This is a genomic window from Mixta theicola (genome assembly GCF_002895925.1).
GTDB lineage: Bacteria > Pseudomonadota > Gammaproteobacteria > Enterobacterales > Enterobacteriaceae > Mixta > Mixta theicola.
Genome location: NZ_NWUO01000010.1, coordinates 54,830 through 71,498 on the forward strand (window position 1 = coordinate 54,830; position 16,669 = coordinate 71,498).

Here is a 16,669-nt window from a genome sequence, read left to right on the forward strand (position 1 = left end):
ATTATATATTTCCTTAATATTCATCTCTTCCACCCTGTGCATATATTAACCTCTTTAATGTTGTTGTTTTAAATTTGAGGAGGATATATGTCAAATTCTGTTTATTTAAACGTTGCAGAGGTTGCTGGTGAATGTGTGGAAGCGAACCATAAGGAATGGATAGATATATTTTCTGTTAATTGGGGGGCTTCTCAGCAGATAAACAATTATCGAGGCGGTGGCGGTGGTGCGGGCAAGGTAGATTTTAAGGATCTCAGCGTGGTCGCCGCGATTGATAATGCGATGCCGACGTTAATGAGAATGTGCGCTACTGGTCAGCATATTAAAGATGTAAAGGTCTCACTCTGCAAGGCTGGCGGCGGTAAATCAGTAGAATATGCTTTGTTTATATTAAAAGATGCATTAATTGCTGATGTAAGTATCGGTGGTTCGAGTGGAAGCCAGACGTTGGTGACCTATAAATTCCAGGCTGCAGCGATACAAATTTATTATTGGAAACAGATGAACAACGGCGTGAAAGGCGCAGAAGTTGCGATGGGGTTTGATATAAAACAGAATAAAGTCACAGGTTGATTATGGCGAAAATCATCGTTGATAATGAAATCGGCTTAATTGTCCGTGGCAAACGTCTTCCCACACATGTACCAGACCTGTTAGAACAACATGCTGATTGTGTGTTAAGCGATGGAGCGCCTGTCGGGTTTTACGGTACAGGTGCAGGCTATCTTGGCGTATCAGCTTCCACAGGGTTGGGGATGGACGGGGTTGTTATGACGTATGATGACCTTGCCTCTCCCGCTTATGGCCGGATCCATTATGTTGATGCTACCCTGGCTAAAAAATATAATCTGGTGTCTACCTTGTTGTTAATTAAAGTATCCGAAACAGAATCCATGCTTTTTACCGCTGCATGGAATGAAATGAAAAATGATCCGGGGGGCTTCAGCCTGTTAGGCAATAACTGCTCCACTCATGCCAGCCTCGCATTTAATAAGGCGGGAGTTTTGCCCTCTTCCATCCCTGGCGTCGATACGCCTGACAATTTATACCATCAGCTGGTTTCAATAAGAAATGGTCACACCCGTTGTTTTTCCGGATTTCTGGGATTCACGCCTGCAACAGGAGGGTTCAGTATTGATATGCTATAAACGCTCAGGTACGTTAAAAGCCACGCTGTTTTTAACGCTATTCGCATTCTCCAGCGGAGGAGCTATGGCTTCTTTTTTAGCAAAAAAAATTGAGTTTAAAGCGGAAAACGCCATGTTTAAGGGTGTTGAAGCGTTACAGCCAGAAAATAAATTCATTGTAGCGGTAAAAAAGGTAAAGAAAGAAGAGACGAGCATTTTTTCCTTAAAGCGATCGCCCTCATTGATCTCCGGTTATCCCAATCCCGTATTGGTTGAAGGCATAATATTAAGCGGTTCAGAAACAACGCTAATTAATCAACCGGTAATGTTACGTTTGCCTGAGCAGGAGTGGCAGCGTATCAAGGCGGAGGAAGGATCAATTATCGGCACCGGTATTATCGTGACCGAACAGGGATATGGCTTACTCTGCCTGGAAAATCTTACGGGCGAGGATAATGATAAACATGCCGCCTGGTTAAATAGCTTATCCTGCCGTAAACGCTGGGAGGCGACATAATTGACCGATACAGGCCAGGCTGTGCCGGTCAGCTACGTCGCTAAGCGCTACGTTAAATCCGCCATCAGCACTTTGGAACGGCGCTGGTAGTTATACATCTGCTTTTTACTTTCCGGCAGCAGCTCTATCTCTACCGGTGTAAAGCCGCGCTCCTGGAACCAGTGAATGCTGCGGGTGGTGAGCACAAACAGCTTTTTCAGCCCCAGCTGGCGCGCCTGTAACGCGACACGCTGCAGCAGCATTTCACCGCGTGAGGAACTGCGATAGTCCGGGTGTACCGCGACGCAGGCCATTTCGCCAATTTGCTCTTCCGGGAAGGGATAGAGCGCCGCGCAGGCGATGGTCAGATTATCGCGCTCGATAATGGTGAATTTATCGATCTCCATCTCCAGCTGCTCGCGCGAGCGGCGCACCAGAATTCCCTGCTGTTCCAGCGGGCGGATCAGCTCCAGAATCCCGCCAATATCGTTAATAGTGGCGCGTCGGATCTGCTCGGCGGATTCCATCACGATCTGCGTGCCGATGCCGTCACGGGAGAACAGCTCCTGTAACAGCGCGCCATCTTCCTGATAGCTGATCAGATGGCTGCGCCGCACGCCGCTGCGGCAGGCCTTCACCGCACCGCGTAGAAAACGCACCGTGCCAGAGAGGTAATCGCCGCGCTGCTCCAGGGTTTCAATGCGCGCCTGTGCATCGTTCGGGAACAGCTCGGAAATAATATTGCCTTTATCATCCGTCGCGCCCTGCTCAGAGCAGAAGCCGATCATCTTTTCTGCCCGCAGCTTAATCGCCAGCTGGGTTGCGACCTCTTCCGAAGTCAGATTAAAACTTTCGCCGGTCACCGATACCGCCACCGGGCCAATCAAAACAATCGCGTCGCTGTCGAGCTGGCGATGGATCGCCTCTTCATCAATACGGCGAATTCGTCCGCTGTGGCAATAGTCGATGCCATCGTCCACGCCCAGCGGCTGAGAAATAATAAAGTTGCCGCTGACCACGTTAATATGCGCGCCCTGCAGCGGCGTATTGCTCAGGCTCATCGACAGGCGGGCGGTAATATCCAGCTGCAAACGTCCGGCGGCCTGCTTGACCAGCTCAAGGGATTGCGCATCGGTTACGCGGGTGTGCTTGTGATAAAGCGGTTCCAGCTGATGTTCTGTCAGACTGGCGTCGATTTGCGGGCGGGCGCCATACACCACGACCAGCCGAATGCCGAGGCTATGCAGCAGGCCAATATCGTTAACTATGCTGGAAAAGTTATCATGCTCAATCGCCTCGCCGCTGAGCATAATGACAAAAGTCTTACCTCGGTGGGCGTTGATATAGGGAACGGAATGACGAAAACCCTGAACCAGTGCGGTGCTACGTTCCTTCACGGCAAACCCTCTTTTGCATGAATATTCGATTTTTGTGTATTTTTATTCTTTTGTGGTCGGAAGTGCAAGCGGCTTTTATTGATGCTTATCATTTTTCACAATCGGATAATAAGCTTAACAGGCTGCATTTAATGGGCTTTTCCGGGTGACAGCATAAAAGCGATTGGGTTAAAGTTTTCGCCACATTTTTTTCCTGGCTTTTTTTTAGACACAACACAGCATCTGGAGCGGCATGTCCGAATCTCATCCCGTCATCAGCCGTCGTCGGCTGTTACAGGGCGCTGGAGCAATAGGGTTACTGAGCGTTAGCCGGGTTGGGCTGGCGGCCAACAGCCATATTGTTGCGGTGCGCATCTGGCCTTCTTCCAGCTATTCCCGCCTGACCATTGAATCAAGCGTGGCCCTGAAATATAAGCAGTTCGCCCTGAGCCATCCCGAACGCGTGGTGATCGATCTTGAAAATCTGCACCTGAATCGGGTGCTGACGGGAGTAGGGCAACTGGTGCAGAAAAACGATCCCTATATCAAAACGGCGCGCGTAGGCCAGTTCGATAAAAATACCGTGCGCATCGTGCTGGAGCTAAAACAGAACGTTGCGCCGCGCCTGTTTACCCTGGCACCGGTAGCCGGTTTTAAGCACCGTTTGGTGGTCGATCTCTATTCGGCGCACGACACGCAGAACGATCCGCTGCTGGCGCTGCTTAAAGATTATAATCAGGGCAATCTGGAACGTACGCAGCCTGCCGAGGCGCCGCTGCCCGGCAAAGCGGGGCGCGACCGTCCCATCGTTATCATGATTGATCCGGGACACGGCGGTGAAGATCCCGGCGCGCATGGCCTGCATAAAACGCGTGAAAAAGATATCGTGCTGAAAATCGGCCGCCGTCTGAAGGCGTTAATTGATAAAGAACCGAATATGCGCGCTTATATGACGCGCAATGAAGATGTCTTTATCCCGCTGAAGGTACGCGTGGCGAAGGCGCGTAAGCAGCGGGCCGATCTGTTTGTTTCCATTCACGCCGATGCGTTTACCAGTCGGGCGGCGCGCGGTTCTTCGGTATTTGCGCTCTCGACGAAAGGCGCAACCTCGACGGCGGCGCGCTTTCTCGCGCAAACGCAGAATGAATCGGATTTAATTGGCGGCGTAAGTAAAAGCGGCGATCGCTACCTCGACCATACGATGTTCGATATGCTGCAAAGCCAGACCATTACCGATAGCCTGAAGTTTGGTAAGGAAGTGCTGACGCGCATAGGAAGGGTTAATCATCTGCATAAGCGCAGCGTGGATCAGGCCGGGTTTGCGGTATTAAAGGCGCCCGACATTCCATCGATTCTGGTCGAGACGGCGTTTATCAGTAATCCAGCGGAGGAGCGCAAGCTGCGTACGACGCGCTATCAGCAGCAGGTGGCTGAAGCGATTCTTGGCGGCATCAAAGCCTATTTTTCGAAAGGGGCGGCGCTGGCGCACCATAAGTAACAAGATAACCGGGGAGCGCGCTTGCGGGCGAACCGGCTTTTTACCAAACGCCAGATACAAAAAAACACCCTTGAGGGTGTTTTAATGATTGGTTGCGGGAGCCGGATTTGAACCGACGACCTTCGGGTTATGAGCCCGACGAGCTACCAGGCTGCTCCATCCCGCGTCCGGATGTTGTCGCTTCCGTCACGACAAGCTATTGCGTACTGCTTAATTGGTTGCGGGAGCCGGATTTGAACCGACGACCTTCGGGTTATGAGCCCGACGAGCTACCAGGCTGCTCCATCCCGCGTCCGTGGAAGCGCACTATACTCTTACCGGATTATGATGCAACCCCTTTTTGAAAATTAATTAGAATAGCAGGGCTGGTTGATGAATATATCCGCTCCCTGGCGATTTATTAAACAAAGGGCGCGACACTTTTTCCGGTAACGCATTTCATTCTTATAACCCCTTTGCTATCTTGCCCTGCAAGCAGCTGAGGTGAGAATGCAATGAAAGGACGTTGGACAAAGTATTGGGTTACGGGCGCGCTGTTAGCACTGCTGGCGGGATGTTCTTCTAAGCCGACCGATCGCGGTCAGCAATATAAAGATGGCAAAATTGAGCAGCCGCTAGCGCTGGTGAATCAGCCGAACGCCAAAGGGCGCCCGGTTAACGGTAAAGATTTCGGCGATCAGGTCAGTGAAATACGCTTCGCCGCTTCTTCTTTATATACACGCCAAAATAATACCTATAGCGCTATTGAGAACTGGCTGCTGGCGGGCGGCGATACGCGCCAGCTGCGGCTGTTTGGTCTGGATGCGTATCAGATGGAAGGGATGGATAATTACGGCAACGTCCAGTTTACCGGTTATTACACGCCGGTTATCCATGCGCGCTATACGCGTCAGGGCGAGTTCCAGTATCCGCTGTACCGTATGCCGCCGCGCAGTAAAGGCCGTAAATTGCCGAGCCGGGCGCAGATCTACAGCGGCTCGCTGGACGATCGCTATGTGATTGGCTACAGCAATTCGCTGATGGACAACTTTATTATGGATGTGCAGGGCAGCGGCTATGTCGATTACGGCGATGGGCGTCCGCTGATGTTCTTTGGCTATGCGGGTAAGAACGGCTGGGCCTATCACAGCGTCGGTAAGGAGCTGATCGATCGCGGTGAAGTGAAGCGCGAAGATATGTCAATGCAGGCGATCCGCAAGTGGGCCGATGCCCACAGTCCGCAAGAGGTGCGTGCGCTGCTGGAAACCAATAACTCTTTTGTTTTCTTTAAGCCGGAGAATTTTACCCCGGTGCGCGGCGCCAGCGCGGTGCCGCTGATTGCGAAAGCGTCGGTGGCGGCGGACCGCTCGTTGATCCCGCCGGGAACGGTACTGCTGGCGGAGGTGCCGCTGTTAAATAATGACGGCAAATTTACCGGCAAGTATGAGATGCGGTTGATGGTGGCGCTGGACGTGGGCGGCGCAATCAAAGGCCAGCACTTTGATATTTACCAGGGCATCGGCCCGGAAGCGGGGCATATGGCGGGTTTCTTTAACCACTATGGCCGCGTTTGGGTGTTGCGCAGCGCGCCGGGCAGCGGCACTATGCTGTTCAGCAACGCGCAAAACAACCAGAATGGTTCAATGCTGGTCAGCGTCAGCCAGTAAACTTCCGTATGGCGGGCCGTTCTGGCCCGCTATCGACTAGCAAAAGGTTATTTCATGAGAGTTCTCTCTGACGCCTGGCGGCAGCGCTTTGGCGGTACGGCGCGTCTCTATGGTCAGGACGCATTACAGCTGTTTGCCGATGCGCACGTCTGCGTGATCGGCATTGGCGGCGTCGGCTCGTGGGCGGCGGAAGCGCTGGCGCGTACCGGTATCGGCAGCATTACGCTGATCGATATGGATGACGTTTGCATCACCAACACCAACCGTCAAATTCATGCCTTGCAGGGCAACGTTGGCAAGGCAAAAACGGAAGTCATGGCCGAGCGCATTCTGGCGATCAATCCGGAATGTACGGTTAACTGCGTGGACGATTTTATTACGCCCGATAATACCGCCGAGCTCATGCGCGCTGGCTATAGCTATGTGATTGATGCGATCGATAGCGTGCGGCCCAAGGCGGCGCTGCTTGCCTGGTGCCGGCGCAATAAGATCCCGGTGGTGACGACCGGCGGCGCCGGCGGTCAAATCGATCCTGTTCAGGTTCAGGTCAGCGATCTGGCGAAGACGATTCAGGATCCGCTGGCGGCGAAGCTGCGTGAGCGGCTAAAGCATGATTTCGGCGTGGTGAAGAATAGCAAAGGCAAGCTGGGCATCGACTGCGTGTTCTCTACCGAAGCGTTGGTTTATCCGCAGCCGGACGGCAGCGTTTGCGCTTCACGCAGCACGGCGGAAGGACCGAAGCGGATGGATTGCGCCTCCGGTTTTGGGGCCGCCACGATGGTAACGGCCACCTTTGGTTTTGTTGCGGTATCACACGTGCTTAAGAAAATGTTGGCGAAGGCGGCGCGTCAGGGTTAGCCGCCGCTGCGCGTACCGCTCGCGCCAGCGCATCCAGCCCGCTGCTGCGCGAGGCGCTTAGCTGTTCGCGCAGGCCCAGCTCATCAAACAGCTGCAGCGGGTCCTGCTGCAGCAACGTTTCCGGCTGCTGCCGTTCTACCGCAGTCAGCAGTACCGCCAGCAGGCCGCGTACGATCCTTCCTTCGCTGTCGCCATAAAAATGCAGCGATCCGTCATGCAAACGCTGATGGCCCAGCCAGACGCGATTTTCACAGCCGCTCAGCTCAATTCCCGCGCTTTTCAGCGCGTCCGGCAGCGGCGGCAGCTGTTTACCCAGCAGGATCAGCTGGCGATAGCGCTCTTCCCAGCCGGGGCAGGCGGCAAACTTTTCTTTTAACGATGAAACGGTGATCAGTTCAGCAAACGGATGTGGGGCGATAAGCGTCATAGTCGTTACTCGGCCAGTAAAGTGATGGCGTTATGGATGGCGCGCACCAGCGCATCGACATCCTGCAGGCTATTATAGGGCGCAAATGAGGCGCGCAGCGTACCACTGACGCCCAGCGCCGCCATTAACGGTTGGGCGCAATGCTGACCGGCGCGCACCGCCACGCCGCTTTCGGCCAGCAGCGTGACGACATCGCTGTGATGAATGCCGACAATATCAAAAGAGAGCAGGCTGGACTCGCCGCTGCGGAAGCTGCGGAAGCCGGGAATCGCCTGCAGTTGCTCTTCCGCCAGCGTCGCCAGGCTGCGGCTCCAGCGTTCTGCGGCGTCAATATCAACGGTTTCCAGCCATTCCAGCGCCGCGCTCAGGCCGATAACGCCCGCCACGTTTGGCGTACCGGCCTCAAAGCGCCACGGCACCGGCTGCGGCGTAAAGCCGCTGAAATCAACATGGCTAAGCATTTTGCCGCCGCCCTGCCAGGCCGGCATCGCTTCCAGCAGCGCCGGTTTACCATACAGCGCGCCGATGCCCATCGGTCCGTAAAGCTTGTGGCCGGAAAATGCATAAAAATCAATATCCAGCGCCTGTACGTCCGGCGGGCAATGCACCACGCCCTGCGCGCCGTCTACCATAACCAGCGCGCCAGCGGCATGCGCCAGATGAATCGCCTGCGCCAGATCGGGACAGCCGCCGGTAACGTTGGACATCTGCCCCAGCGCCAGCAGGCGCGTTTTACTGTTCAATAGCGTGGGCAACAGCGCCATATCCGGCAGATGCTGCGCGTCCAGCGGCCATTTCACCACCCGGGCGCCGGTCTGCCCGGCAACCATCAGCCAGGGAACCAGATTGGCATGGTGCTCTGCTTCGCTGACGATAATTTCGTCGCCGGGCTTTAATGTGGGTCTTAATCCGCTCTGCGCCACCAGGTTGATCGCTTCGGTGGTGCCGCGTGTCCAGATAATCGTCTGCGGATGCGGCGCATTAATCAGGCCGGCGACCTGCGCGCGTGCGCTTTCATAGCGCTCGGTGAGCTTACGCGCCGCGGCATACTGGCTGCGATGGACGGTCCCGGCACTCAGGCTGTAATAATGCTGGGTGGCCTCAATAACCGCCTGCGGTTTGAGCGCCGTGGCGGCGCTGTCCAGATAAACGCCCGCGTTTGCCAGCGCCGGAAACTGCTGACGTAACTGGGCGGGATTAAATAGGGTCATGCGGTTCTCATTACAATAAAGGTTTAGCAAATGCTGCCAGGAACAGGTTGAAAATCTCCTAAGCCGCTGGCGAAGCAGCAGATCCGCGTTATGCTGAAAAGGCAAGGTTTAAACTGTTTACCATCGGTTTGCCAGGCTGAATGTTGATACTGAGCGGCATTCATCTGGCTGACCGCGACGGTTGGTTTATCGCATTTAATCCGCAAGGAGACAGAAAATGAAAAAACTCGCCGCAGTACTGGCCGCCTGTGCCATGATTTTTACTTTAGCAGCCTGTTCCAGCAATTACGTCATGCATACCAATGATGGCCGCACCATTATTACCAACGGTAAGCCTATGGTAGACGATGATACCGGTATGATCAGCTATAAAGATGTCCAGGGCAACGAACAGCAGATCAACCGCTCTGATGTGAAAGAGATGGTAGAGATGGGCCAGTAATTTCAGGCAAAAAAAAGCACCGCATTTTGCGGTGCTATTAAAATCACTATGGACAGACAGGGTAAATCTACAGAAATACAGGAATAAACGGTAGCTGAGCTACCCGATCTGAAAAGCGTCAGATCAAATTGCAAACACAACATCACATCCACAAGCCAAAAGCCTTCTGAATCAGCCGTTTCCCGCTTATTCTGAAAAACTTTTCGTTCCGGCTCAGGAAGTGCGGCAACTATAGGTATTTGCTGGAGCTTCCTCAACGGACAATTTATAATGTCTCGGATAAAAAAATCTAATACGTAACGCGATGCTGTCGGGTTGCGTCAAAGTGTTTCATCCAAGATTTGGAAACCATGTCAAAACGTCTTCCACCACTGAATGCCCTGCGCGTTTTTGATGCAGCAGCGCGTCATCTTAGCTTTACCAAAGCGGCTGAAGAGCTGTTTGTTACCCAGGCGGCTGTAAGCCATCAGATTAAATCTCTGGAAGATTTTCTCGGTCTGAAGCTGTTTCGGCGGCGTAATCGTTCGCTATTATTAACCGAGGAAGGTCAAAGCTACTATCTGGATATTAAGGAGATTTTCTCCGCGCTCAACGATGCGACGCGCAAGCTGCAGTCGCGCAGCGCCAGGGGCGCTCTGACGGTCAGCCTGCTGCCGAGTTTTGCGATTCAGTGGCTGGTGCCGCGTCTTTCCAGCTTTAACTCAGCTTATCCGGGAATCGACGTACGTATCCAGGCGGTGGACCGGGAAGAAGAGAAACTGGCTGACGATGTTGACGTGGCGATTTTTTATGGTCGCGGCAACTGGCCGGGACTGCGCGTAGAGAAACTGTATGCTGAATATCTGCTGCCGGTTTGCTCGCCGCTGCTGCTCACCGGCGATAAACCCTTGAAAACGCCAGCCGATTTAGAGCATATGACGCTGTTGCACGACGCTTCGCGCCGCGACTGGCAATCCTATACGCGTCAGTTAGGCTTGCAGCACATTAATGTGCAGCAGGGGCCTATTTTCAGCCACAGCGCGATGGTGCTGCAGGCGGCGATTCATGGCCAGGGCGTGGCGCTGGCGAACAATGTCATGGCGCAAAGTGAAATTGAGGCGGGCCGCCTGGTTTGCCCATTTAATGATGTGTTGGTAAGTAAAAATGCTTTTTATCTGGTTTGTCATGACAGCCAGGCAGAACTGGGTAAAATAGCCGCCTTTCGGCACTGGATTCTGGCAAAAGCCGCAAGCGAGCAGGAGAAATTCCGCTTCCGCTACGCCAATTAACCTATTTATCCGCGACGGAGTGACCCGGCGCGTTATGTTACGAGGATCGTTCGATGTCCAGTCGTGCAATGTTAATTTTTTCTGCCATTAGCGGCTTTTTCTTTGTCGCTTTTGGCGCATTCGGGGCGCACGTCCTGAGTCAGTCTCTGGGGACGACGGAAATGGCCTGGATTCATACCGGGCTGGATTACCAGGCGTGGCATACGCTGACCATTATCGGCCTGGCTGCGGCGATGCTACGCCGCGCCAATATCTGGTTTTACTGGAGCAGCGCGTTTTTAGCCCTGGGCGTGGTGCTGTTTAGCGGCAGTCTTTATTGTCTGGCGCTGTCGCATCTGAAGATGTGGGTGTTTGTTACGCCAGTAGGCGGCACCTGTTTTCTGATTGGTTGGATTTTAATGTTAATCGGCGCGCTGCGTCTGAAGAGAAAGGCAGATCGCCATGAATAAAGTGTTGTTATATTGCCGTTCCGGTTTTGAGAAAGAGTGTGCGGCAGAAATTACCGATAAGGCGGCGCAGCGTGAAGTTTATGGTTTCGCTCGGGTAAAAGAGAATGCGGGCTATGTGCTGTTTGAGTGTTATGCCGCCGCCGATGCCGATAAGCTGGCGCGCGAGCTGCCTTTCAGCGAGCTGATTTTTGCCCGTCAGATGGTGGTGGTCGGCGATCTGCTGCGTGATTTGCCGCCTGAGGATCGTATTTCCCCGGTGGCCGGGATGCTGAACGGGGTGGTAGAGAAGGGCGGCGACTTAAGGGTCGAGGTACCGGATACCAACGAAGCGAAGGAACTGCTGAAGTTTTGCCGCAAGTTTACCGTTCCGCTGCGTGCGGCGCTGCGTCAGCAGAAGAGTTTGCTGAATTATGAGAGCGCCAGCCGGCCGGTGATCCATGTCTTTTTTATCGCTTCTGGCCACTGTTATGTGGGGTACTCTTATCCCAACAATAATTCGCCGTTTTTTATGGGTATTCCCCGTCTTAAGTTTCCTTCTGATGCACCGAGCCGTTCCACGCTGAAGCTGGAAGAGGCGTTTCATGTGTTTATTCCGGCCGATGAGTGGGATGAACGTCTGGCAAGCGGGATGTATGCGGTGGATCTGGGCGCCTGTCCGGGCGGCTGGACTTATCAACTGGTGAAACGCAGCATGATGGTGCATGCGGTGGATAATGGTCCGATGGCGCCTTCTCTGATGGATACCGGCCAGGTGATGCATCATCGTGAGGATGGTTTTAAGTATCGCCCGACGCGCAGCAATATCAGCTGGGTGGTGTGCGATATGGTGGAAAAGCCGGTGCGCGTGGCTAATTTGATGGCGGAGTGGCTGATTAACGGCTGGTGTCGTGAGGCGATTTTTAATCTTAAGCTGCCAATGAAGAAGCGCTATGAAGAGGTGTCACAGAACCTGGCGATGATGCAGGAGAAGCTGCAGGAAAACGGCATTAACGCTCAAATTCAGGCGCGCCAGCTTTATCACGATCGTGAAGAGGTGACGGTGCATATTCGCCGCGTTTGGGGAGCCGTGCCGGGCCGCCGCGACGAGCGTTAAAGCAGGCGAGGTAATCCGCCTTTCTGGATTACTGAGCCGTCTGCTCGCTCATATTTCGTATGCGGCACCGAAACCTACCAGCACATTTTCCAGATGCCGATCGCAAGGGTAACGAAGCCGTGACGGGAATAGGCGCCAGAAGTTCTGTATACTCAGGACATAGCGGCTTCCCGTCGCGCCCACTCGCGAAGGCCGTCGACTTTTTTCGGTAACGGTATTCCGGTGCTGGTGGGCGGTAACGCCTGCCTCTCGCATTCAGATGAAAAATTGTCGCATTAACGCCACCAGCGCTGCTGTCGGCACCCAAAGCCTGAAACTTTCTCTTTAAATAAATAAACATAACCACAACAAATAACGCCATAAACAGAATGTAACCGTTCAGGGTAAATAACAAAAATAACCCCCGCCAGGATCAATATTCAGGCTGCCTTCGTTTTTATTGACAGATTTATATATTTAGGGTTGTATTATGAACGAAGCCATTCATATGGCTTCGCGCTGTATTAAAGGGAACTCTTAATTAAAAAGGAAATTACAATGAAAAAGGCTTGCAAATTCGCTATTCTGTCCGCTTTTCTGGTAACTCTGACCGGCTGTACCGGTAGCGTTTATAATAAAGAAAAAAACTGCGATTATGACTATTTACTGCACCCGGCTGTCTCTATCTCTAAAATCATTGGCGGCTGCGGCCCGGCAGATAAATAACAGCATTTTTGTTATAGCGCTTCATGCTGGTCTTAATTGACCAGCATTTTTAATTTGAAAATAAATTTATTAACAATCACCAGATTTTATTGCTTAAGGCCAGGTCTGGCTAATTTCCCCGTAGCCGTAAATCTTTCAGATTACCGTTAAGATGAAGATCGGTGCGCAGCGTAGCGACGCGCTGGCTAATAAAGGCCATCTCGCGCTGTTCGCTTAACTTCTTGCGCCACTTATCCGGCACCGCATCAAGCTGCTGATACAGCGCTTCCAGCGAACCAAACTGCTGTAATAACTGGCTGGTGCTTTTGGGACCAATTCCGGCTACGCCAGGTATTTTGCTACTGCTAATCCCTGCCAGCCCCCAAAAATCAGGCAGCCTTGCTGGCGCGACGCCGAATTCCTGCTCAATAAAAGGTAAATCCAGCCACCGTTTCTGAAAATAATCGCGAATTCGGATCTCAGGCGCCAGCAGCTGACAATAACCTTTATCCGTTGAAACAATCGTCGCCTGATAGCCGCTTTGCGCCACCTTCACGGCCAACGTAGCCGCCAGATCGTCGGCCTCATCGCCTTCGGCGGCCCAGCAGGGCACGCCAGCCTGACGAAACGCCGCCTGCAGCATGGGCATTTCCCGCTGCAAATCTTCCGGCATCGGGGGACGTCCCGCCTTATAATCCGGCAACAGCTGATGCCGCCAGCCCTCACGGCGCAGCTCATCATCAAATACCGCAACGACATGCGTGGGCTGCGTATGGCCCAGCAGCTGCTGCAATGCCGCGACGCAGCGATCCTGACAGGGCGTTCCCTGCACCGCATGAATGCGGCGGATAAGATTTAGCGCATCAATAATTAATAAATGAATAGTCATAGTTAAAGATGGGCAGCCTGATGCCGCCCGTTTGGCATTATTTAATGATTTCGTAGCACGGAATATAGGCCGTACCCGGTAGCTTCATGCGGTGCTGGGCCACAAAGCCCTGCAGCAGATCGTCCATGCGGTGCATAATGGCCGGATCGCCATGAAGTTTATACGGGCCTTTCTGCCGAATCTCGCGGATACCTATCTCCTTCACGTTACCGGCCACAATGCCGGAGAAGGCGCGGCGTAAGGCTGCCGCCAGTTTTTCCGGGGGCTGATTAGGATAGAGATTAAGATTCGCCATATTCTCATGCGTTGGCAGGAAGGGAACCTGTAAGTCCGGCTCAATACGCAGCGACCAGTTAAAGCTGTAAGCATCGCCGCTTTCACGACGATTCTCTTTAACCTGCGGCATCGCTTTTTTCATCTGGCGCGCCACTTCGGCTGCATCGTCAATAATAATGGTGTAATAGCGACGCGCCTGCTCGCCGACGGTATTAACGATAAATTCATCCAGCACGCGGAAATAATCAGCGCTCTCTTTTGGCCCGGTCAGGATCAGCGGCAGCACCTGATCGTTATTTTCCGGGTTCATCAGAATACCCAGCAGATATAGCAGCTCCTCCGCCGTACCGACGCCGCCCGGAAAAATGATAATGCCGTGCGCGATACGCACAAACGCTTCCAGACGCTTTTCAATATCCGGCATGATAATCAGCTCATTGACCAGCGGATTCGGCGGCTCTGCGGCAATAATCGACGGCTCGGTCAGGCCGATAAAACGTCCTTCGCGATAGCGCTGCTGAGCATGGCCGACAGCGGCGCCCTTCATCGGCGCTTCCATTACGCCAGGCCCGCAGCCGGTACAGATATTCAGTTCGCGCAGGCCCAGCTGGGTGCCAACGTTGCGGCAATACTGATATTCTGTAGCGTTAATCGAGTGGCCGCCCCAGCACACCACCGTATTCGGGTATTCGCCCACGTGCAGGGCGCGCGCATTACGCAGGATAGAAAAAACCAGGTTGGTAATATAAACGGAATTATCCAGATCGAGCTGCTGAAAGCGGCCTGCCGTCTCGAACTGACCCGTTACAAACAGAATGTCGCGCAGTACGGCAAACAGGTTAGCCTGCAAAGAACGGATAATGCGTCCGTCAACAAAAGCCTCTTCCGGCGGATTGATCAGTTCCAGTTTTACGCCACGCTCACGGCGCAGCACATTAATATCGAAGTTTTCAAAGCGGGAGAGCAGCTCATGGCTGCTGTCAGTCTGGCTACCGGAATTAAGCACGGCGAGAGAACAGTTGCGAAACAGCTGATAGAGATCGCTGCTGGCCGTACGCTTCAGCATGTCGACTTCTAATTGCGAAAGCAAATCCATCGAGCCAAGTGGGCTGATATGTGTAATCAAGTGAACTCCTTTACACCCGCCAGGGTGACAAATGACACCGTGCCGTTACGGCAACCGCCCGGTGACGAGAAAATCCCTGAGCGGTGGTGTAGCGCCACCGCTGTTTCTCAGAGTAGCCTGCCGTGCTGAAGTTCCTCAACCGATTCCTGTAACAGAACGTAGTCCTGCGAGGAGCTCCGCAGTTTACTGGCGCACCAGGCGTGAATGGCTGGGCGAAAAGTCACTATTGCTGCGCCACGGATTAATATCCAGTCCGCCGCGTCGCGTATAGCGGGCGTAAACCGACAGCGTTTCCGGCTGGCAGAAGCGCAGCAGATCGTTAAAGATACGTTCTACGCACTGCTCATGGAACTCATTGTGACGGCGGAACGAGACCAGGTAGCGTAGCAATGCCTCACGTCTGATGCGCGGCCCGCGATAGCGGATTTGTACCGAACCCCAGTCAGGCTGATGGGTAATCAGGCAGTTCGATTTCAGCAAATGGCTAACCAGCGTCTCTTCAACGATCTCTTCGCCTGCGGCATCGGCCAGATAATCGGCGTTGAACTGGTAGTCATCAATGCTGATGTCCTGCTCATCAATACAGAAACCGTCGAACTGACCAATCGGCTGCCCTTCAATTTCCTGCAGGCGAAACAGCGCCACGCTGACCTCTCCCTGAGCGCAGGCGCGCAAATCACGTTCCAGCGTCTGGCGCACCTCGCCCCAGTCGGCAAAGCGCGTCTGGTTAAAGCTGTTAAGATAGAGCTTGAAACTTTTTGATTCGATCAGGTTAAGGCTGTCCGCCTGTAGCACCACTTCGCCCACGGCGACCTGTGGAACGCCTTTGGCGTTCAGCCAGGAGAGCTCATACAATGTCCAGATATCTGCGCCGTGGAAGGGCAGGTTAACAGGATAAAGGCCCAGGGGCTCACGATTAAGCGAGCGAGGCACTGCCTGCAGCAGGCCAGGTTCGTAACGATCCTGCCAGGCGGTCGGCTTGCCCAGAGTCAGGCTGGCAAGCGCCTGATGTTGTTCATAAGAAGACATAACGTAACCTCAAACCCGTCAGGGGTGACGAGCGGTGTCTTTTCCGGTGATAAAGAAACGGTAAATAAGGCTGTAGTGTAACTCAGTCAGCCTGGAGTAAAAAAAGATGAATGATCTAATTGCCGCCGCGTTGCGTGACTTCACTCAGCATTACTGCCAACAATGGCAACAGCGGTATGGGCACCTGCCCGCCAGCGCAGAATTATATGCGGTTCCTTCGCCTTGCGCGGTAGAAAATCGCGGCGAGCGCGTGCTGTGGCAGCCACAGCCTTTTAGCGCCGAGCCGCATTTGGCTGCGGTAGAACGGGCGCTGGAACTGCAGCTGCAGCCTGCGGTGGTGAGCTATTATACAACGCAGTACGCCGGAGATATGCCGGCGACATTCGAGCAACAGCCGATCACTTTACTTCAGGTATGGAGCGAGGACGATTTTGTGCGCGTGCAGGAAAACCTGATTGGGCACCTGGTGATGAAAAGGCGTTTAAAACAAACCCCGACATTATTTATTGCCACAACCTCATCTGATTCAGAAGTTATATCGGTGTGTAATTTAACCGGCGAAGTGATCTGCGAAACGTTGGGAACGCAGCAGCGCAAAAAACTGGCGCCGGATATTCGGATATTTCTTAAGTCATTACAACCAGTTACTGAGCTTAGTTAAGTGATTGGCTCGACTTATTGTGAGAGATCTCTTACGTAAGCTGTGAGAGATCGCCAGGATAAACGGCAAGGAAACCAAAGGTTTTTTTGTGAAAATAATGTAAATCATGAACT

General features: G+C 53.3%; 18 protein-coding genes and 2 tRNA genes. 12 read left to right on the top strand and 8 right to left on the bottom strand.

Features of this window, described 5'->3' with window-relative positions:
* Positions 1-87 precede the first annotated feature (87 nt).
* The 3 genes from COO59_RS13870 to COO59_RS13880 all read left to right on the top strand — a co-directional run bounded on the left by COO59_RS13870 (position 88) and on the right by COO59_RS13880 (position 1,644).
* Positions 88-573 carry an Hcp family type VI secretion system effector gene (locus COO59_RS13870; protein ID WP_103060381.1) on the top strand — a complete coding sequence of 162 codons (486 nt, stop codon included), beginning with the start codon at positions 88-90 and terminating at the stop codon, positions 571-573.
* 2 nt (positions 574-575) lie between these two features.
* Entirely contained in the window at positions 576-1,148 is a 573-nt protein-coding gene (locus tag COO59_RS13875) for a hypothetical protein (protein ID WP_103060382.1), read from the top strand.
* Positions 1,149-1,212: 64 nt separating this feature from the next.
* Entirely contained in the window at positions 1,213-1,644 is a 432-nt protein-coding gene (locus COO59_RS13880; RefSeq protein ID WP_103060383.1) for a hypothetical protein, read from the top strand.
* A 47-nt stretch (positions 1,645-1,691) separates the two neighbouring features.
* Here COO59_RS13880 and argA read toward each other — a convergent pair whose 3' ends face one another.
* Positions 1,692-3,020 carry an amino-acid N-acetyltransferase gene (gene argA, locus COO59_RS13885; protein WP_103060384.1) on the bottom strand — a complete coding sequence of 443 codons (1,329 nt, stop codon included), beginning with the start codon at positions 3,018-3,020 and terminating at the stop codon, positions 1,692-1,694.
* Between the two features lie 232 nt (positions 3,021-3,252).
* On the opposite strand from argA, the gene amiC reads away from it, so the two are divergent.
* Entirely contained in the window at positions 3,253-4,497 is a 1,245-nt protein-coding gene (amiC, locus tag COO59_RS13890) for an N-acetylmuramoyl-L-alanine amidase AmiC (RefSeq protein ID WP_103060385.1), read from the top strand.
* An 89-nt stretch (positions 4,498-4,586) separates the two neighbouring features.
* Here amiC and COO59_RS13895 read toward each other — a convergent pair.
* Positions 4,587-4,663 (bottom strand) — tRNA-Met (locus COO59_RS13895).
* Between the two features lie 49 nt (positions 4,664-4,712).
* Positions 4,713-4,789: transfer RNA gene (locus COO59_RS13900), tRNA-Met, on the bottom strand.
* Positions 4,790-4,991: 202 nt separating this feature from the next.
* Here COO59_RS13900 and mltA point away from each other — a divergent pair.
* A complete protein-coding gene (mltA, locus tag COO59_RS13905) occupies positions 4,992-6,143 on the top strand; it encodes a murein transglycosylase A (RefSeq protein WP_103060386.1) in 1,152 nt (383 codons plus the stop codon).
* Between the two features lie 54 nt (positions 6,144-6,197).
* Positions 6,198-7,001 (top strand): tRNA cyclic N6-threonylcarbamoyladenosine(37) synthase TcdA, encoded by an 804-nt coding sequence (tcdA, locus tag COO59_RS13910; RefSeq protein WP_103060387.1) that lies wholly within the window; start codon positions 6,198-6,200, stop codon positions 6,999-7,001.
* Here tcdA and csdE read toward each other — a convergent pair.
* Together csdE and csdA are read right to left on the bottom strand one after the other, a co-directional pair.
* The gene (gene csdE / locus COO59_RS13915; RefSeq protein ID WP_103060388.1) at positions 6,964-7,428 is read right to left on the bottom strand and encodes a cysteine desulfurase sulfur acceptor subunit CsdE; all 465 of its coding nucleotides are present in this window, start codon (positions 7,426-7,428) and stop codon (positions 6,964-6,966) included. The genes tcdA and csdE overlap by 38 nt on opposite strands.
* Before the next feature lie 5 nt (positions 7,429-7,433).
* A complete protein-coding gene (csdA, locus tag COO59_RS13920; RefSeq protein WP_103060389.1) occupies positions 7,434-8,639 on the bottom strand; it encodes a cysteine desulfurase CsdA in 1,206 nt (401 codons plus the stop codon).
* A 217-nt stretch (positions 8,640-8,856) separates the two neighbouring features.
* Between csdA and COO59_RS13925 the strand changes: the two genes are divergently transcribed.
* The 5 genes from COO59_RS13925 to COO59_RS13945 all read left to right on the top strand — a co-directional run bounded on the left by COO59_RS13925 (position 8,857) and on the right by COO59_RS13945 (position 12,596).
* Positions 8,857-9,081, top strand: a complete 225-nt coding sequence (locus COO59_RS13925) for a YgdI/YgdR family lipoprotein (RefSeq protein WP_103060390.1) — start codon at positions 8,857-8,859, stop codon at positions 9,079-9,081.
* Between the two features lie 350 nt (positions 9,082-9,431).
* Positions 9,432-10,349, top strand: a complete 918-nt coding sequence (locus COO59_RS13930; protein WP_103060391.1) for a transcriptional regulator GcvA — start codon at positions 9,432-9,434, stop codon at positions 10,347-10,349.
* A gap of 53 nt (positions 10,350-10,402) precedes the next feature.
* The gene (locus COO59_RS13935; protein ID WP_103060392.1) at positions 10,403-10,798 is read left to right on the top strand and encodes a DUF423 domain-containing protein; all 396 of its coding nucleotides are present in this window, start codon (positions 10,403-10,405) and stop codon (positions 10,796-10,798) included.
* Positions 10,791-11,891 (top strand): 23S rRNA (cytidine(2498)-2'-O)-methyltransferase RlmM, encoded by a 1,101-nt coding sequence (gene rlmM / locus COO59_RS13940; RefSeq protein ID WP_103060393.1) that lies wholly within the window; start codon positions 10,791-10,793, stop codon positions 11,889-11,891. Before COO59_RS13935 ends, rlmM begins: the two co-directional genes overlap by 8 nt.
* A 537-nt stretch (positions 11,892-12,428) precedes the next feature.
* Positions 12,429-12,596 carry a YhfL family protein gene (locus tag COO59_RS13945; RefSeq protein ID WP_103060394.1) on the top strand — a complete coding sequence of 56 codons (168 nt, stop codon included), beginning with the start codon at positions 12,429-12,431 and terminating at the stop codon, positions 12,594-12,596.
* 109 nt (positions 12,597-12,705) lie between these two features.
* Here the strand turns inward: COO59_RS13945 and xni are convergent, their stop codons facing one another.
* The 3 genes from xni to queF all read right to left on the bottom strand — a co-directional run bounded on the left by xni (position 12,706) and on the right by queF (position 15,895).
* Positions 12,706-13,464 carry a flap endonuclease Xni gene (gene xni, locus COO59_RS13950; protein ID WP_103060395.1) on the bottom strand — a complete coding sequence of 253 codons (759 nt, stop codon included), beginning with the start codon at positions 13,462-13,464 and terminating at the stop codon, positions 12,706-12,708.
* Between the two features lie 37 nt (positions 13,465-13,501).
* Positions 13,502-14,866, bottom strand: a complete 1,365-nt coding sequence (gene ppnN, locus COO59_RS13955) for a nucleotide 5'-monophosphate nucleosidase PpnN (protein ID WP_103060396.1) — start codon at positions 14,864-14,866, stop codon at positions 13,502-13,504.
* Positions 14,867-15,049: 183 nt separating this feature from the next.
* Positions 15,050-15,895: an NADPH-dependent 7-cyano-7-deazaguanine reductase QueF gene (gene queF / locus COO59_RS13960; protein ID WP_103060397.1), complete on the bottom strand. Its 846-nt coding sequence runs from the start codon at positions 15,893-15,895 to the stop codon at positions 15,050-15,052.
* Positions 15,896-16,001: 106 nt separating this feature from the next.
* Between queF and syd the strand changes: the two genes are divergently transcribed.
* On the top strand, positions 16,002-16,556 hold the full coding sequence (syd, locus tag COO59_RS13965; RefSeq protein ID WP_103060398.1) for a SecY-interacting protein: 555 nt from the start codon (positions 16,002-16,004) through the stop codon (positions 16,554-16,556).
* The last annotated feature ends 113 nt before the right edge of the window (positions 16,557-16,669 follow it).